The sequence below is a fragment of the Kitasatospora sp. NPDC098652 genome, assembly GCF_044760155.1.
In the GTDB taxonomy this organism is placed as follows: Bacteria; Actinomycetota; Actinomycetes; order Streptomycetales; family Streptomycetaceae; genus Kitasatospora.
Genome location: NZ_JBIWAQ010000015.1, coordinates 95,889 through 112,268, shown reverse-complemented (window position 1 = coordinate 112,268; position 16,380 = coordinate 95,889). Strand labels below are relative to the sequence as shown.

Here is a 16,380-nt window from a genome sequence, read left to right as displayed (position 1 = left end):
ACGGTCACGGTTGAAGCCACCCGAACGGCCACCACGGTCGTCACGGTCACGGTTGAAGCCACCGGAACGCTCGCGGTCACCGAAGCCACCGGAACGCTCGCGGTCACCGAAGCCACCGGAACGGCCACCACGGTCATCGCGGTCACGGTCACGGCCGAAGGCCGGACGCTCGCTGCGCGCCTCGCGGTACGCCGGGGTGCGCTCCTCGACCTGCGGCGCGGCGGCCGGAGCCTCGGCAGCGGCCGGGGCGGCCTCCTCGCCGGCCTCGGCGGACGCGGCCGGGGCCTCGTCCTCGATGCCCAGCTCGGCCCGCTCGCGCGCCGCACGGGCGGCCAGGCGGTCGGCCTCCTCGCGCAGCTCGGTGGCGCGGCGCTGCGCGCGCTCCAGCTGGCGGGTCATGTCGGCGAGCTCGCGCTCGGCGGCACCGGCGATGTTGGCGGCGCTCTCGGCCTGGACCTCGGTCAGCGAACGGGCGCCGGTGATCTTGGCGACCTCGGCGTCGAAGGCGTGGTCCAGGATGTGGCGGCTGGCGTCGACGCCCGCGTCCTCCATCAGGCGGAAGACGCCGCGGCGCTGGTGCGGCAGCACCAGGGTGACGACGGCGCCGGAGCGGCCGGCCCGCGCGGTGCGGCCCGAGCGGTGCAGGTAGTCCTTGTGGTCGCCGGCCGGGTCCACGTTGAGGACCAGGTCGATGCCGTCGACGTGGATGCCACGGGCGGCGACGTCGGTGGCGACGACGACGTTGACGTAGCCGTCCTTGAAGTCGCCGAGGACGCGGGTACGGGCGCCCTGGGTCATGCCGCCGTGCAGCGCGTCGGCCTTGACGCCGGCCTCGATCAGCTGCTCGGCGACGCGGTCGGCGCCCATCTGGGTGCGGACGAAGATGATGGTGCGGCCCTTGCGGGCGGCGATCGCGTTGGTGATCGGCGCCTTGTCCTTGGGCTTCACCACGAGGATGTGGTGGGTCATGGTGGTGACGGCACCGGCCGACGGGTCGACCTCGTGGGTGACCGGGTTCTTGAGGTAGCGCTTCACCAGGGTGTCGATCTCGTTCTCCAGGGTGGCGGAGAACAGCAGGCGCTGGCCGCCGGCCGGCACCTGGTCGAGGATCTCGGTGACCTCGGGCAGGAAGCCCATGTCGGCCATCTGGTCGGCCTCGTCGAGCACGACGGTCCGGACGTCGTCCAGCTTGGCCGAGCCGCGGTTCAGCAGGTCGCGCAGGCGGCCCGGGGTGGCGACCAGGACGTCGACGCCGCGCTCCAGCGCGTAGATCTGGTTCGACATCGAGGTACCGCCGCAGACGACCTTGAGGCGCAGGCCGAGCACCGAGCCGAAGGGCTCCAGGGCGTCGGCGACCTGCATGGCCAGCTCGCGGGTCGGGACCAGGATCAGGCCGCGCGGGTGCTTGGCGCGGGTGCGCTCGCCGTCGGCCAGACGGGTGAGCAGCGGCAGACCGAAGCTGAGGGTCTTGCCGGAGCCGGTGCGACCGCGGCCCAGCACGTCCTTGCCGGCCAGGGCGTCCGGGATGGTCGCGGCCTGGATCGGGAACGGGGTGGTGACGCCGCGCTTGGCGAGGGCGCGCACGACGTCGTCGTGCAGGCCCAGGTCGCCGAAGGTGATGGTCGGCTCGGCGGGCTCGGTGTCCTCGGCCGCCTCCTCGACGGTCTCGGCGGCGTCGGCGGTCTCGGTGACCTCGGCGGTGAGCTCCGCGGCCTCGGCGGCGAGCTCCGCGGCCTCGGCGGTCAGCTCGGTGGTGTCGGTGACATCGGTGACATCGGCGGCAGCCTCGTTCGCGGGCATGGCGAAGCGGGCGTCGTCAACGAGAGACATGCAAAACCTTCCGGAAGTGGCACGCGCCAAAGTCCGGGGTTCTGTTTCACAACCGCCTCTATGCGGTCAGCCACGGATCGCCGGAACGCGCCAAGGGCGCCAGATGGGAATAGGGCGCCAATCAAATGAATCAAACGAACGATCTACCACCATAGAGGAACCTCGGGATCGGAGGCAAATGCCCTGGCCAGGCCGCTAATGCGCACCCGCAGCGGGGCTCGGGGCCGAAGATCCGGAGCTGCCGGTCGAGGGCTGCGGGCCCGGCGGGACGGTCGCGGCCGGCGTGGTGCGCTCCGGGTCCGGGGTACCGGACGGGTGGCCGCTCGGGGTGCCCGACGGGGTTGCGGCCGAACCGCCGCCGGACCGGCCCTCCCCGGTGCCGGTGGTCCCGCCGGTGCCCGTCGAGCCGCCGGTCGAGGCACCACCCGGGTGGGGCGCGGGGCTGGTGTTCGCGCCGCCCGACGTACCGCTGCCGCCCGGCGCGCCCTCGGGAGCGGCCGCCCCCGGCACCGGGACCACCCCGGCCACCACGCCGTTCGCGCCGGGCGCGAGCTCGCCCGGCGTGGCGCTCGTCGCCCCGGCCGGCGCGTTCTCGGCCTGCAAGCCCCCCTGGTGCTCCGGGCGCCCTGACGCGCCCCCCGGGTGCCCGCTGGCGGCCGGCGCCGAGGGGCCGCCCGTCGCCCCCGGCCGGCCCGCCGGACCGGCCTGCCCGACCGGCGCCACGCCGTGCTTCTCCTCCGCGCCCGGACCGACCGACATGCACCCGGTCAGGCCCAGCCCGGCCACCGCCAGCACCGCCGCCGCCCGTACCACCGCGCCCGAACCCGCCGTCCGCACCGAAGCCACCGAGCTTCCTCTCCATCGCCCCACCCGGGCCGCCCACTGGCGCGCGGCCACTTTCGGTGCCCAACGCGCGCCGGGCGCGGCGGGACACGGGTGGGTGGCGCGGTTCTCGACGGTCGCCCCCTCGGGAGCCCGCCCCGAGCCCGCTCAGCCCCAGAGCGCCGAGGCCAGCTCCGCCCCCGCGTACACCGCGCCCAGCCCCGCCGCCAGGCTCCCGGCCACGTTCGCCACCGCGTACCGCCCGGCGCCGGACTCGGCCAGCCGCAGCGTCTCGTACGAGAAGGTCGAGTAGGTGGTCAGCGCCCCGCAGAAGCCCGTGCCGACCAGCAGTTGGACGTGCGAGGAGGCCGCGCCGGCCGCCACCGCCCCGGTCAGCAGGCCGAGCACCAGGCAGCCGAACACGTTCACCGTGAAGGTGCCCCACGGGAACACCGAGTCGTGCCGGGACTGCACCGCCCGGTCGGTCAGGTACCGGAGCGGGGCGCCGACCGCCGCGCCCGCCACCACCAGCAGCCAGTTCACTCCCCCGACTCCCCCACGCCCGGGCCCACGCCCCCACCCGGCTCCGCCTCCGCACCCGGGCCCGCGGCCCGCCCCGCGTACCGGACCACCTCGCAGCGGTCCAGCAACACCAGCCCCTCCGCGACCAGTTCCTCCAGCTGCGGCAGGAACGCCCGCACCCGCTCCTCCTCGTCCACGATCACCACCGCCACCGGCAGGTCCTCGCTCAGCGACAGCAGCCGCGCCGTGTGCACCAGCGAGGAGGCCCCGAAGCCCTCGATCCCCCGGAACACGCTCGCCCCGGCCAGCCCGGCCGCCCGCGCCCGGTGCACGATCTCGCTGTACAGCGGCCGGTGGTGCCAGGTGTCGCTCTCCCCGACCAGGGCGGTCAGCCGCAGCGCCGGCCCGCCCAGCCGGCTCACCGGGCACCGCCGCGGTGGATCACACGCCGGGTCAGCACCGCGGCCGCCCACACCGCACCGAGCGCGCCCGCCAGGGTCAGCCCCAGGTACGCCAGCCCCGGCCCGAGCCGCCCGGCCTCCAGCAGCCGGCGGACGTCCACCGCGTACGTCGAGAAGGTGGTGAACCCGCCCAGCACCCCGGTGCCGAAGAACGGCCGCAGCAGCGGGTGCGCCGGACGCCCCTCGGTGACCACCACCAGGAACACCCCGATCACCGCGCAGCCCACCACGTTGACCAGCAGGGTCGTCCACGGGAAGGCCGACGGCCCGGTCCCCCGGCCCAGCCCGGCGGCGTACCGCGCCAGCGCCCCGATCGCCCCGCCCGCCGCGACCACCGCCACGGCCGGCCCCTGCCCGCGCAGCACCGGCGGACGCGGGAGCGCCGGTGTCGCCGCCGCGGGATCGTCCACCGCGTCCTCCGAGGTCGTCACGGGCCCATCAAACACCGCTGTCCGCCGCCTGGCACACCGTCACCCCAGACCCGACAATGATCCGGTGGAGATGACCCGGGAAGAGTTCGAGTCGCTGGTCGCCGACGCCCTCGACCAGATCCCCCCGAAGCTCGCGGCGATGATGGACAACGTCGCGGTCTTCGTCGAGGAGGAACCCGACCCGGCCGACCCGGAACTCCTCGGCCTCTACGAGGGCACCCCGCTCACCGAGCGCGGCGAGTGGTACGCCGGCGTCCTGCCCGACCGCATCCTGATCTACCGCGGCCCCACCCTGCGCCACTGCGAGACCCACGAGCAGGTGGTCGAGGAGGTCCGCACCACCGTCATCCACGAGGTCGCCCACCACTTCGGCTTCGACGACCACGAGCTGGACGAGCTCGGCTGGTCCTGACCCCGCCGCCGCAGCCCCCTCCGGACGCCCCACCCCCACCCGGCCCAAACCCGTTTTGGCGATCCGCCCCGCATCCCATATGCTTCTCGACGTCCCCGGGAACGCTGGAAACAGCCGAACGGACCACAAGCCCTCATCGTCTAGTGGCCCAGGACGCCGCCCTTTCAAGGCGGTAGCACGGGTTCGAATCCCGTTGGGGGCACGCAGTACCGTAGTAAAGTGCAGTGCCTCAAGACCTTGGTGGTCCGCCACCACAAGGTCCCGTGGAGCAGTTGGTTAGCTCGCCACCCTGTCAAGGTGGAGGTCGCGGGTTCAAGTCCCGTCGGGATCGCTCGTCTCGCAAGAGACGGTGCAGTACGGCCAGGTAGCTCAGTTGGTACGAGCGTCCGCCTGAAAAGCGGAAGGTCGCCGGTTCGACCCCGGCCCTGGCCACCAGACTTGACCAGGCACGATGCCCTCGAAGCAGCTCGCTTCGGGGGCATTTTCGTGCCGGTTGACGCCAACGCTGACGCCAACGGGCCCGAATCGCTCTGGATCCGAGCAGCCAAGATGGCCGGCCCCGGCAATGGGTACACGTGACGCCAGTCACAGGATGCTGCTCCGCAGGGATTACCGGCGTCGGCGGAATCCCGTTGATCCCCTCCAACCGAGGCTGACACGATCGCCCGGTGGTGACTCCGGAGGACCTCGTCGGTCGGCAAGTGCAACGCGTGACGTGCTCGTGGTTCCAAGCCAGCGACGGCGGTGGCGAGCCCGAGCTGTTGCACATGTGGCTGCACGTGGAGGACCTCGGCCCGGTCCGGTTCCACACGCTGGACCACATACTCGATCTCCGGATCGATGAGCCCCACGACTCCTACGACATGGACATGCTCGGGAATGTCACGGTCAGCGACGCACCGGATGAGTTCCCTCTCGCACCGTTCACAGGCAGCAGGCTCGTCTCCATCCAACACATCCGACAGCGGTCCATCGACAGCCGCGTCGGCTTCGAGCTGGCCTTCCAGGCTGGAAGTGTCCGGATCCTCGCTCTGGCTGATGACCTGGTCGTCACGGCAGCCAGGCTGCCGGGGAACTGGGAAGACGACCTGGTTCTTGATCCACCGGACACCGGCCCATCGTCCGAGGCCATGCTCCGCATCCTTGCGGATCAGACTCAGGTCTGCAGGGCGGCACGGGAGGCGGTGCTTACAGGCGGTGCCTTCAGGATCGGGGGCGGAGTGGTGCCCGCGGAGGTGCTGACCGGCACTTACGCTGTCCGGCTCGAACACACGCGGGCCGCGAACATCGAGACCATCGGGCTGCCCGAGACCGTGGTGGCCCTGAGGGAGCACGGCGCCCAACCGGTCCGACTGGGTTCCATCGACAGTCCGGACGGCTCATGGCACTTCGTGGTCTTCCTCACCGCTGACGGTTCGCTGGTGGCCTGTACGGGCGTTCGAAAGATCAGACCTGAAACAACCGAGGATCACGGGGAGGCTCGATCATGACGGGCAAAGCACAGGGGTCAGAGATCGCCGACTCAGGAGTGGACTGGTCGGGAGTTCGTGAGCGGGTCCTGGCCCTACGGGACGCTCCGTTCGCGGAGAAGGTCTTCGGGGCTCGCTGGCAGGGCTCCGGGCACGGCTTCCTGCTGGAGCCGCCGCTCGGTGAGGCCGAGCTGACAGAAGCCGAGGAAGAGCTTGGTGTCTTCCTCCCGTCCGACTACCGCACCTTCCTCCTCGAGGTGGGCGCGGGCGGGGCCGGCCCCTTCTACGGGCTCTTCCCGCTGCGGCGGGACGAGCAGGGCTGGCACTGGTTGGAGCACGGCAAGGTCCGAAGCGACAACGCGCTCCTGGGCAAGCCGTTCCCTTCCGTGGAGGAGCGGGCTCGCTGGTCGGAGGAGCTCGACGCTCGTGAGCCCGTCAAGGGCAGCTTCTCTGACGAGCAGTCCTATCTCGCGGCGTACCGCGCCTGGGACGACAAGTGGGAGAAGCTCAACCACGAGATGACCGCCGGGGCGGTATGTCTCAGCCACGAGGGATGCGGCTACTACACATGGCTCGTCGTGACCGGGCCAGAGTGTGGCACCCTCTGGAAGGACCTGCGGGCCTGCGACGGCCCCATCCAACCGCTCTCCGCGGCCGGTCACCGCGTCAGCTTCAGCGAGTGGTACCTGGACTGGCTGGCCAAGGCAACCAGCCAAGCTCGCGGTCGGTGAGTTCCAAGACAGCCCCACCGAGTAGCGTGCACCCATGACGTGGCGGGGACCGACGTATCGAACGGTGGACGGGGAGAGAATCGACGGGGCCTGGTGCCACGTCTGGCAGCGGAATCGATGGGATGCCGAGTACTACCTCGACGACCTGATCGTCTTCGCGGACGGCGCCGTCAGGTGCCAGGACCGGACTGACCTGGCCGGCCTGGAGAAGCTCCTGGCCTCGGGCCGAATCTCCGTGACACGGCCCGGCGCTCCCGCTCTTCCTGACGAACCCTCGAAGTGGCGCTCCCGCCGCGGTGAACCGTTGACCCCGGAGGGCTTCCTGAGCGAGGTCGCCGACAAGATCGAGGAACTCAACGGCCGACCGACCACCGGGCAGCGCTGCTGGGAGGCGATCCGCCGCTACCAGCAGGAGCCCGAGGAGCGGAATCGCGAGCTCCTTCGAGACGCCTACCTGGCAGTCCCAGCTCACCGCAGGATCTATGTGCTCGGCGACATGGACCTTCAGGACCGCCCCTTGCGCATCCTGCTCACCGACCTGGGTGAGGCCGTGGACGGGGATGGCCCGGTCGTGACGGCGGACATGCATCAGGAGTCGCTGGACTACTTCCGCCGCGGGGACGAAGGCGTGGCCCGCGAGCAGGAGAGGCGCGCTGTCCAGTACGCCGACGATCCGAGCGGGCCAGGCCAGGCGGCCGTCATCTCCCACCAGACCGTCTACCCGCAGGGCTGGCCCGAGGCGCTGGGCCTGTTCGTACTCCGCAACGACTACCCGGCGCAGATCACGTTCGCCGGCGAGACCTACCCGTCCGTGCTCCACGGCTACTGGGCCATGTCGGCTGCCGACACGGCCGATCACCGGCTGATCCAGGAGATGCCGTCCGGGCGGGAGGCACAAGACCTGGGCGGCCGGGCGGTCCAACGAGCGGACTGGCCTGCCGTCCGGCTCGCGGTCATGGGCGGCCTGCTGCGCGCGAAGTTCACCCAGCACCCCGAGCTCGCCGAGATCCTGCTTGCCACCGGGGACGCGACGATCAGCTACACCGGCTTCTCGGACTCACCCTTCTGGCGGGACGCTCCTGACAGCCGCGGGCGGAACTGGATGGGCCGTCTCCTTGAGCTCGTCCGGTCCGAACTCCGCGCCAAGCAGTCGTTAGGCGACCACCGCGATCCCGGGAGTTCAACGGTGGCCGGGAATTCCACGAAGTCGCAGATATGACGGGTACCCACGACGGCCAGCTGCCGCCGGCAGCGCCGAAGTCGACACCCGCGACCGGGAGCACCCGTTCGGGGGAGGTCGACGACCGGGACTTGGCCGAGCGCCTGGCGATCCAGGCGTTCATCGAGATCCGGTACCTGGCCAGTCGCGCTCGGCGGCTTCCGGAGGAGCTCCCGTCCGACGACGCCCTCGACCGCATCAGGCTCCTGGCCGACCTGGGCCACAACCTGCCTGTAGGAACCCGGCCGCGCGCTCGACGTCCCGCCCGTGGGACGCACGACGGCAGGCGGGAACGGGCGATGAGGGAGCGGCCGATGAGCTGGCTCTGGAACACTGCCGGCCCGGAGAAGCGAGCCTGGATCGTTTCGCAACTCGAGAAGGCCGGACTCCGTTGGACTCCCCCGCCTCCGCTCCCGACCCCGCGCACGGGAGTCTCCCCGCTCAGCGCGCGGCAACGCCTGGGCCTGCTGGCAGGCTGGCCGGTGAAAACCCCTTCTGGCCGTCGGCCCCTGCCCCGCGAGGCGCGGGTCCTGAAGGCTCTGGACAACGACGCGGTCTTCGCCCTCCACGAGGAAGCCGGGCGCCTGCGGCTCGGCCTGGGCGGGAGCAGTCCGTGGTTCCAAGCTCACCTGGCGCCCGGCGGTCCCCACTACCTGCTCCCTGATCCGGCCGACTACTACTGGCCGGACCCGGAGGCGGGGCGACGCTGGTGGCAGTGCCGCGTGCTCCTGACGATGTTCGACGGCGAGCAGGTCAGCAGCATGCTGGCCGTACTTCCCAAGACCTTCATTGCCCTGCCCTCAACAGTGCCGCGCTTCAGGCAGCGTCATCTCGCCCACATCGCCCGCGCCACCGAGCGGGACACCGGCCTCTGGGGCCGGGACCACAAGACGCACTGCGGCCCTGAGCACTGCGGATACGTCCCCGCCGAGGAGGAGACCGCCTCGACGTGACCGCCTGCTCATGCAGGACCGGCTCCATCCACTCGTCGCGCTGTGGGACCCACGTCGGTCACCGCCGGTCGACCACGATCAGGGTGCCATCGGGACCGTAGGTCAACATCCGCGGCGGCCGCATCCTGCTGACGGCTGCCCGCAGCACGGCCTCCTTCTCCCCTGGCGTGGGCCCACCCGGCACCGCGAGGTGGAAGCCTCGCAGCGCCACCTCGTAAGGGTCGATGTTGTCGGGCTCGGGCATTCCCTCCAGCACGAAGCCGAAGAAGGCGCGCAGTGCCTCCTCACCGAGTTCGAGGGGATGGAACGCCAAGGGGTACGGGTCCTGCTCGCCCCACGCCTCGTCCAGCTCCACCGAGTGCTCCCCGGCCCAGAACGGCGCCTCGAACGCGAGGCGCTCGCCGATGTCCTCCACCACCCCGCTGTCGGGCGAGAGGCTGAGCGAGCGGACCAGTTGCCCGTCCTCCCAGACCGCGAAGGCCAGGAAGTCCACCACGCTGTGCATCCAGTGGACGACGAGCCGACGCCCCGCGCTCGCGTCGATCAGGTGCTGCGGCAACTGTGAGGGGTAGTCGCTCATCCAGTGCCGGTCGCAGACAACGTCCACTCCGGGGAAGCTGCCCAGGTAAGCGGTCCCGTCCGGCGGGTAGGTCGCGTCGCCGAGCTCGCACCCAGCCGCCTCGGTGACCTCCCACCCGGGGTAGAGACGGCCGACCAGCTCCGCAGTCCGCTCCGGATCCGCTTCCGCCGGCAGCCGCAGCGGGCCGGACGAAGCAGCATCCATGTAGACGAGCAGTCCGGTCTTGGCTCCCACGTGTCGGCCCCTCTCCAGAACGATGACCCCCCGGTCCGGGGGCAGGCCGCAAGCTACCAACCGCGTAAGACACCGGTGCCCGGCAAGACCTGGGTCTTGCCGGGCACCGGACGAACTGAGGCGCCAGAGCGCGAGGCTACGAGAGCGCCTCCCCGAGGCGACTCAGGGCCTTGAGGCGCTCGGCGAGGGAGGCGTGAGCGTAGACCTTCATGGTCACGCCGACGTCGCTGTGGCCGGCGATCTCCCGGACGATGTGCGGGGGCACGCCGAGGTCGAGCAGCAGGGTGATGCAGGTGTGGCGGAGGTCGTGGAAGCGGAGGTCGTCCAGGCCGAGGCGCCCGCGGACCGCGTGCCAGCTGCGGCGCAGGTTGTCCGGCTCGTACGGGGTGCCGATCCGGGACGGGAAGACGAGGTCGTTCTCCTGCCAGTCCATGCCGGCGGCGGCGCGCTCGACGGCCTGACGTTCCCGGTGGTCCACCAGGGCGGCGAGGACCGGCGCGGGCAGCGGCAGGGTGCGCTCGGAGGACAGCGTCTTGGGCAGGACGAGCCGCAGCTCGCCCTCGACCCGCTGGAGGTTGGTGCTCACCGTGAGGGTGCCGCGCTCCAGGTCGACCGAGCTCCAGCGAAGGCCGAGCAGTTCGCCCCGGCGCATGCCGAGCATCAGCGCGAGCACATACAGGGTGTGCAGGCGGTGGCCACTCAGCTCCTTGAGCACGAGCTTGGCCTGAGCGGTGGTCAGGCCCTTGCCGATCCGGTAGTCGGGCGCGGGGACCTTCACGAGCTTGGCCACGTTCTTGTGGATCAGCTCCTCCCGGACGGCGTGCTCCAGCGCGTTGCGGAGCACGGCGTGCACGGACTGGATCATCCGCGCGGACAGCAGCCGCTTGCAGCACTCGCCTGCGGCACAGCAGATCGGCTTGGGTCGCTGTGCGTCCCAGCCGCCCTTGCAGCACTGGCACTCGGCACGCACCCGGTTCAGCCAGACCCGGACCTCCTGGGCGCGAAGGTCGCGCAGCCGTTTGGTGCCGAGGCCGGGTATGAGGTGGACGCGGACCACGCTCTCGTAGCCCTGGTAGGTCTTGGGCCGGCGGTTGGGCAGGACTTCCTCGGCGAGCCAGTAGTTGAGGTACTGGCCGACGTTGGAGTCGGTGTCGGGCAGCGGGATGCCGTTGATGGCGTCGGCCTGCAGCTCGACGAGGGCGTTGTGGACCTCGTCCCAGGTCTTGCCGTAGATGGAGACCCGCTTGCGGAGGCCGGAGGTGGTGATCACGTAGGCGCGGCCGTGGTAGCGGCCGTCCTTGCGCAGGGTGATGCTGCCCGCGCCGTTGGGGTTGCGCTTGGCCATTAGGCAGCCACCTCTGCGAGCTCGGCGACGAACGTACGGACGGCGGCGGCCGGGACGCGGCGGGAGCGGCCGATGGTGACCGAGGGCAGGCGGCGGGTGCGGATGAGGTCGTAGACGGTGGAGCGGCCGAGCTGGAGCTGGGCCATGACGTCCGGGATGGTGAGCAGGAGCTGCTCGTGCGGGGCCGTGGGGTCGGCCGCGCCGGCCGGAGCGGCGGCGGGTGCCGAGACGAGGACCGGACCGCCGAGCGAGCGGGCGGCTTCGGCGGAGGTGAGCGACGGCGACGCCGGGACCTTCGGCGAAGCAACGATCGAGAGTGCCATGCTAGGGACAGGACCCTTCAGTTGGCGGGCGTGCGAGCGCCCAGGTGCGGAGGGATCTGGCCCGGCAGGGGCGAAGGTTTGGCGACTGGACGCCTCTGCCGGGAATAGGAGAGAAGTCCCGACCGGCCCCGGTGCGGGGCGGCGGGTGACTGGGAAGAAGCTGTCGGCCCGAAGGCGGCACCGGGACGTGGTCACCGGCGACAGCGTGAACAGACCGTCAGATCGGTCTGTGGGCCGCGATGGCGGCAAGCATGGCAGGTACGGCGAGACGGCCGAGGATGACCTCGGCCTGCGCGGGGCCAGTGGCAGTCTGGTCGGCGGCATGGCGACGCGTGGACAGCACGCGGTTCCTTCCCCGGTGGTTGGTGGGCGGCAACCCGGCACCGTGGTTGATCGTCGTGGATGGGCGTTTCACGCGGTTGGTAGCCGCAGTGGGGTGTGACAGTAGCTCTGGATTCCGGCCGCACCAAATGGCAGGGCAACGGCCGAGGGGCGCTCGGGCGGTCGGCCCGGAACGGGCTCGTTACTGGGCGCTCTCCGAGGACTCCAGGTAGGCGAATTCGTCGGGCAGCGCGGGAGGCACGACCTCCTGTTCGCGCATGCGAGCACGCCAGTCGCGGAGCGCCTGGATGTCTTGCGCGTGGATTCTGTCGAACTCGGCGACCATGCGAAGGAACTTCGCCCGGTGCTCGGGGTCTCTGGCCAACGCCGCCTCACGACGCTTCTCTTCGCCCCTCTCGCGGCTGCGCGATGCGACCATGACGAGGATGCCGTGTTCGCGGAACATGTTGAGCAGCGCCTGCGCGGGCGCCTCGGGGGCCTCCCATAGCTCGCCAGTCACCCAGGCCACCGCGTCCCACATCGACACTTCCCGCCCCGGCAGGACCTCGATGGTGGGGGCGGCGCCGAGAGGGAAGAGCATGGTGATCGGGGGCACGCCGAGGACCTCCGCAAGGACGAGGAGCTCGGCAACATCGACACTCGCCCGCCGGCCGCTCTCGAGGTTGGCGATCACGGTGCGCGGGATCGGGTACCCGAGCGCGGCGCAAGCGTCGGTGACGTCCTGGGCGCTCAGGCCGAGCTCCTTGCGCCGTGCCCGAAGAGCGTCGGCGACGCGAGCTGTCACCTTGGACGGCCAGTCGGTCTGTGTCATGGATGCAAAAGTAGCTACGATTGTGTGTCGCCGCAAGTCCGTGGTAGGGATTGGGGCACCGATTTCCCGACCCGCCGGACGAGGTGACCTCATGAGCGCACAGGAGCACCGGCTTGCTGTGTCGCAAGCCGCAACCATGGAGGACCCCAGACCTTCGCGTGGTGACCGCTTCCGTCGCGCCGGCGCGTAGCGCGAGCGGGCGCGCGCCCAAGCGCTGCCGAACGACCATGGCGAGCAGCCTCGTGATCCCGGCGGCCCCGTCCTGTCTGCCGTGAGCGGATGGGGCCACTTCGCGTTGGATCTTCGAGGGGGACCGACATAGTGTCGAGCTCGCACCGCCAAGCGGACGGTCGCTTCAACGCTCCCTGCATATCTGGCAGTTGACCAAAACTGCTGCAGCCTCGCCAAAGAGGCCGCCCACCTACACCGAGGCCCTCGGTGCTACCAACACCGAGGGCCTCCACGGATCCCCTAACCGCCCATCCACGACGATCGACCGCGGTGACCGGATTGCCGTCCGAAATGTCACCGGGGAAGGAATCTCCGTGCCCAAGCGTACGACGCCGCGTGCCGCCAGCGCACGCCTTGTCTCGCACGCCTTCTCCCCGAAGGCGGGGTGGTAGGCCATGGCGCGCATCCGCACCATCAAGCCCGAGTACCCCGTCTCGGAAGACCTCGCCTCCGTGTCGCTGACCGCCGAGCGCACGTTCGTCTGCCTGCTCACCCAAGCCGACGACGAGGGGCGCCAGCGCGACAACGCGGCCGTCCTCAACGGCGCGTTGTGGTCGCTGCGGCCCGAGCACACCGCGCTCGACACCGAGGACGAGCTGCGCCAGCTCGCCGAGACCGGCCTGATCTGCCGGTACACCGGCTGCGACGGCCGCCAGTACCTGCACGTCACCAAGTGGCACGAGCACCAGAAGATCTCCCACCCCACCGCGTCGCGCCTGCCCTCCTGCCCCGTCCACGAGCCCGCGGGCTGGTGCGGCAAGTGCAAGGCCAAGGGCCAGGGCTGCGCGCGCCCGGCTCCGGAGAACTTCCGGAGCCTTCCGGAACCGCTCGCGACCCTCGCGGAGACCGTCCCCGCCCAGCGGCCCTGCTCAGCCGACGCCGAGTCCACCCCTGCAGTCGCCCTCCCGGTGCCCAATGCGGCAGCTCCGAGCGAAAGTGCAGGTCAGACGGCTTCTCCGGAGTCCCTCCGGAGGACTCCGGAGAACGTCGTGCCTGGACCATGGACCTTGGACCATGGATCTACCCCTAAAGGGGGCGGCGACGCCGCGCCCACCCCGGCACCCTCGTCGGCAGCACCCGACCGGGACGGCAAGGTCCTGGTCGGCACGCCCACCGGCAAGCCGCCGGTGAACGCGGGCGACCTGGTGGCCGAGTACATCGCCACCTGCCCGAAGCCGGTACCGGCCAACGTGCGGGGCCACCTCGGCAAGGTCATCAAGGACCTGCTCGACGGCGGCACCAGCGACGACGACATCCGCGCCGGGCTGCAGTTGTACGCGGCGAAGCCGATGAGCCCGAGCGTGCTGCCGAGCATGGTCCACGAGGCGATCAACGCCCAGCCCGCCGGGTCCTCCCGAGCCGGGCAGAGCGCTGCCCGGTCCCCGTACCGGCCCTTCGCCAACCCGGCCGACGCCCGCGACTACTACGAGGGGGACCTGTGACCAGCCTGCCCAACCCCCGCCGCGCGGACGAGCGTCGCGAGCCGCAGCCGGCCTCCGGCGCCGTCCTGCGCCTGGAGCGGATGCTGGCCGCCAAGGGCATCGACCCCGACCGGCCGCTGCCCGACACCGACCAGCCCTCCACCGCGCTGGAGCTCGCCGACCAGCGCATCCCGCCGCGCTACCGCCTCGCCGAAGCCGACCACCCGGAGGTCACCACCTGGGTCCAGCAGGTCACCCTGGCCTGCCGACCCGGCCCCGGCGGCACCCCGGGCATCGCCCAGGGGCCCTCGCTCCTGATCGCCGGTCCCACCGGCTCGGGCAAGACCCACCAGGCGTACGGGGCGATCCGCAGCCTGCTGAAGGCCGGGGTTCGTCTGCGCTGGACCAAGCTCACCGCCACCGAGCTGTACGCCTCCCAGCGGCCCCGCCAGGGCGCGGACACCGAGCGGGAGATGCGCGATCTGATGACCTGCTCGCTGCTGGTCCTCGACGACCTCGGCGCCGCCAAGGCGTCCGAGTGGACCGAGGAGCTGACCCTGCGGCTGGTCGACCACCGCTACGAGCACCTGCTCCCGACGATCTTCACCACCAATCTGGCGCCCGGCGAGGTCAAGAACGCCCTCGGCGACCGCACCGCCTCCCGCCTCGCCGAGATGTGCGAACGCGCCATCCTCACCGGCACCGACCGCCGCAGGCGAACTGCCGCCTGACCGGCGCCGGTGCCCAGCGCACCCCGGCCGGTGCGCCGGCCTTCCCCGAACTTCTCCCCGCCCCTCGCCTCGCCGCTTCGCCATGCCCGCCTGCGGCGAGGCCACCCCTGGAGCACCACCCTTGACCACCATCGCGATACCCCCTGCCCGCACCCCGTCCGCCCGGGTCACCGTCTGGGACCGCCTCGCTGTCGGTTTGCTCGGTGTCCTCGGCTTCGTCCTGTCCTACGATGCCCTGCGGCAGATGGCCGGCGCGACCCATGTGCGCGGCCCGCTCACCTACCTGTTCCCGATCATCATCGACGGCTTCATCGCCTACGGCGTCCGCGCCCTTCTCGTCCTGCGCGAGGCCCGATGGCCCGCCCGCGCCTACGCCTGGACGCTCTTCGCCGGAGCGACCGCCACCAGCGTCTGGGCCAACGCCCTGCACGCCATCCGCCTCAACGAACTGCCTACCACCGGCAGTGGGCTGAGGCTCACCGACACCGTCGTCGGCGTCCTGTCCACCCTTGCCCCGCTCGCCCTCGGCGGCGCCGTCCACCTCTACATCCTCATCGCCCGCCACGGCCACGACACCGCAACCGCTTCCGCTCTCGCTCCCGCCGAGCAGAACGCCCTTCCGCGCGCCGAGACTTCTGCCGACTGGGTGACTGCCGACCCTGAATCGGAGCTCCGGCCGGAACGGGTGGAGGACCGCAGCGACGAGAACGCGCTCCTGACGCTCCTGTCCGCCGCCGGACTTCTGCCCGCAGAGTGGCGCGACGCGCTGCCCGACCCCGAACCGGCAGAAGCCGACGACCGACCGGCCGATGACCCGGACCCCCAGGCCGAAGCCGCCGGAGGTACCGCCGGGGCGGAGAACAAGCCGATCGGGCGTCCGCCGGGCGCGCCGATGGAGCGACTGCTGGAGGTGGGCCGCGCGGCGGTCGCCGCCGAGGGCCGTCTCACCCGCGCGATCGTCGAACAGGCCGTGCGCGACGCTGGCCTTCCGCTCGGCAGTACCCGCCTCACCGAGCTGATGCGCAAGCTCCGCGAAGAGCAAGCCGACGAACAGAACCCTCCGCACCCCGAGACCGACTGACCGGCCCCGGTGTCCGGCTGACCGGCCCGGTCGGTCAGCCGGACACCGACTTCTGCCGACCCACCGCCGCACTCGGCAGAAGGCCACCGCCGCCCGGTCACTGCACCCGGCCGGACTCGACTCGCACCGCAGACACCAGTCCCACCGGCGGTCGGTCCCGGGAAGACCGCGCCTGACACGTCGCCCATACCTGCGACTTCCGGCACGGCCAAACCGGCACCCACCCGGACACTGCCCACCCGCACACTCACCAGCCCGCGAATCGCCAGCCGCCACCGAGGAACGACACGCGTGAACGCCGTCCGACGAACCCTGCACAGCCTGCTCGGGAAGCCTGTAAGCTCCCAGGACCGCAACGGAGTTGACATCCTCCCTGCCCCTGGCGGAGCAAGCGAGTGCGTACGGGGCCCCTACGGGGCCACGCACGCGGA

The 16,380-nt window shown here is 71.3% G+C and carries 17 protein-coding genes and 3 tRNA genes; 11 read left to right on the top strand and 9 right to left on the bottom strand.

Annotated features, from left to right (window positions below):
- The 5 genes from ACIQWA_RS28150 to crcB (ACIQWA_RS28130) form a co-directional block, all read right to left on the bottom strand.
- Positions 1-1,830 (bottom strand): DEAD/DEAH box helicase (locus tag ACIQWA_RS28150; protein WP_402487271.1); only part of this gene is annotated, 1,830 nt, incomplete at its 3' end.
- Positions 1,831-2,025: 195 nt separating this feature from the next.
- Positions 2,026-2,676: a hypothetical protein gene (locus tag ACIQWA_RS28145; protein ID WP_402487269.1), complete on the bottom strand. Its 651-nt coding sequence runs from the start codon at positions 2,674-2,676 to the stop codon at positions 2,026-2,028.
- Between the two features lie 144 nt (positions 2,677-2,820).
- Positions 2,821-3,195 (bottom strand): fluoride efflux transporter CrcB, encoded by a 375-nt coding sequence (crcB, locus tag ACIQWA_RS28140; protein ID WP_360237829.1) that lies wholly within the window; start codon positions 3,193-3,195, stop codon positions 2,821-2,823.
- Entirely contained in the window at positions 3,192-3,596 is a 405-nt protein-coding gene (locus tag ACIQWA_RS28135) for a DUF190 domain-containing protein (protein ID WP_402487267.1), read from the bottom strand. The genes crcB (ACIQWA_RS28140) and ACIQWA_RS28135 overlap by 4 nt, the downstream gene beginning before the upstream one ends.
- On the bottom strand, positions 3,593-4,066 hold the full coding sequence (gene crcB, locus ACIQWA_RS28130; protein WP_402487265.1) for a fluoride efflux transporter CrcB: 474 nt from the start codon (positions 4,064-4,066) through the stop codon (positions 3,593-3,595). The genes ACIQWA_RS28135 and crcB (ACIQWA_RS28130) overlap by 4 nt, the downstream gene beginning before the upstream one ends.
- A gap of 70 nt (positions 4,067-4,136) precedes the next feature.
- Between crcB (ACIQWA_RS28130) and ACIQWA_RS28125 the strand changes: the two genes are divergently transcribed.
- The 8 genes from ACIQWA_RS28125 to ACIQWA_RS28090 all read left to right on the top strand — a co-directional run bounded on the left by ACIQWA_RS28125 (position 4,137) and on the right by ACIQWA_RS28090 (position 8,850).
- Positions 4,137-4,478 (top strand): metallopeptidase family protein, encoded by a 342-nt coding sequence (locus ACIQWA_RS28125; RefSeq protein WP_360237987.1) that lies wholly within the window; start codon positions 4,137-4,139, stop codon positions 4,476-4,478.
- A gap of 129 nt (positions 4,479-4,607) precedes the next feature.
- Positions 4,608-4,680, top strand: a tRNA-Glu gene (locus tag ACIQWA_RS28120).
- A gap of 55 nt (positions 4,681-4,735) precedes the next feature.
- Positions 4,736-4,809: transfer RNA gene (locus tag ACIQWA_RS28115), tRNA-Asp, on the top strand.
- A gap of 27 nt (positions 4,810-4,836) precedes the next feature.
- Positions 4,837-4,913, top strand: a tRNA-Phe gene (locus ACIQWA_RS28110).
- Between the two features lie 233 nt (positions 4,914-5,146).
- Complete coding sequence (locus ACIQWA_RS28105) at positions 5,147-5,968, top strand: hypothetical protein (RefSeq protein ID WP_402487263.1); 822 nt, start codon at positions 5,147-5,149, stop codon at positions 5,966-5,968.
- On the top strand, positions 5,965-6,678 hold the full coding sequence (locus tag ACIQWA_RS28100; protein ID WP_402487261.1) for an SMI1/KNR4 family protein: 714 nt from the start codon (positions 5,965-5,967) through the stop codon (positions 6,676-6,678). Before ACIQWA_RS28105 ends, ACIQWA_RS28100 begins: the two co-directional genes overlap by 4 nt.
- Positions 6,679-6,982: 304 nt before the next feature.
- Positions 6,983-7,897, top strand: coding sequence for an NADAR family protein (locus ACIQWA_RS28095; RefSeq protein ID WP_402487260.1), 915 nt, complete (start codon positions 6,983-6,985; stop codon positions 7,895-7,897).
- A 482-nt stretch (positions 7,898-8,379) separates the two neighbouring features.
- The gene (locus tag ACIQWA_RS28090) at positions 8,380-8,850 is read left to right on the top strand and encodes a hypothetical protein (RefSeq protein ID WP_402487258.1); all 471 of its coding nucleotides are present in this window, start codon (positions 8,380-8,382) and stop codon (positions 8,848-8,850) included.
- A 58-nt stretch (positions 8,851-8,908) separates the two neighbouring features.
- Here the strand turns inward: ACIQWA_RS28090 and ACIQWA_RS28085 are convergent, their stop codons facing one another.
- The 4 genes from ACIQWA_RS28085 to ACIQWA_RS28070 form a co-directional block, all read right to left on the bottom strand.
- Positions 8,909-9,664 carry a DUF6928 family protein gene (locus ACIQWA_RS28085; protein ID WP_402487256.1) on the bottom strand — a complete coding sequence of 252 codons (756 nt, stop codon included), beginning with the start codon at positions 9,662-9,664 and terminating at the stop codon, positions 8,909-8,911.
- Positions 9,665-9,800: 136 nt separating this feature from the next.
- Positions 9,801-11,009, bottom strand: coding sequence for a tyrosine-type recombinase/integrase (locus ACIQWA_RS28080; protein WP_402487254.1), 1,209 nt, complete (start codon positions 11,007-11,009; stop codon positions 9,801-9,803).
- Entirely contained in the window at positions 11,009-11,176 is a 168-nt protein-coding gene (locus ACIQWA_RS28075) for a helix-turn-helix domain-containing protein (protein ID WP_375895234.1), read from the bottom strand. Before ACIQWA_RS28075 ends, ACIQWA_RS28080 begins: the two co-directional genes overlap by 1 nt.
- Positions 11,177-11,855: 679 nt before the next feature.
- Positions 11,856-12,485, bottom strand: a complete 630-nt coding sequence (locus tag ACIQWA_RS28070; protein WP_402487252.1) for a helix-turn-helix domain-containing protein — start codon at positions 12,483-12,485, stop codon at positions 11,856-11,858.
- 626 nt (positions 12,486-13,111) lie between these two features.
- Between ACIQWA_RS28070 and ACIQWA_RS28065 the strand changes: the two genes are divergently transcribed.
- The 3 genes from ACIQWA_RS28065 (at position 13,112) to ACIQWA_RS28055 (ending at position 15,949) form a co-directional block, all read left to right on the top strand.
- Positions 13,112-14,158 (top strand): hypothetical protein, encoded by a 1,047-nt coding sequence (locus ACIQWA_RS28065; protein WP_402487250.1) that lies wholly within the window; start codon positions 13,112-13,114, stop codon positions 14,156-14,158.
- Between the two features lie 80 nt (positions 14,159-14,238).
- The gene (locus ACIQWA_RS28060) at positions 14,239-14,868 is read left to right on the top strand and encodes an ATP-binding protein (RefSeq protein ID WP_402487395.1); all 630 of its coding nucleotides are present in this window, start codon (positions 14,239-14,241) and stop codon (positions 14,866-14,868) included.
- Between the two features lie 121 nt (positions 14,869-14,989).
- Positions 14,990-15,949: a DUF2637 domain-containing protein gene (locus ACIQWA_RS28055; RefSeq protein WP_402487248.1), complete on the top strand. Its 960-nt coding sequence runs from the start codon at positions 14,990-14,992 to the stop codon at positions 15,947-15,949.
- The last annotated feature ends 431 nt before the right edge of the window (positions 15,950-16,380 follow it).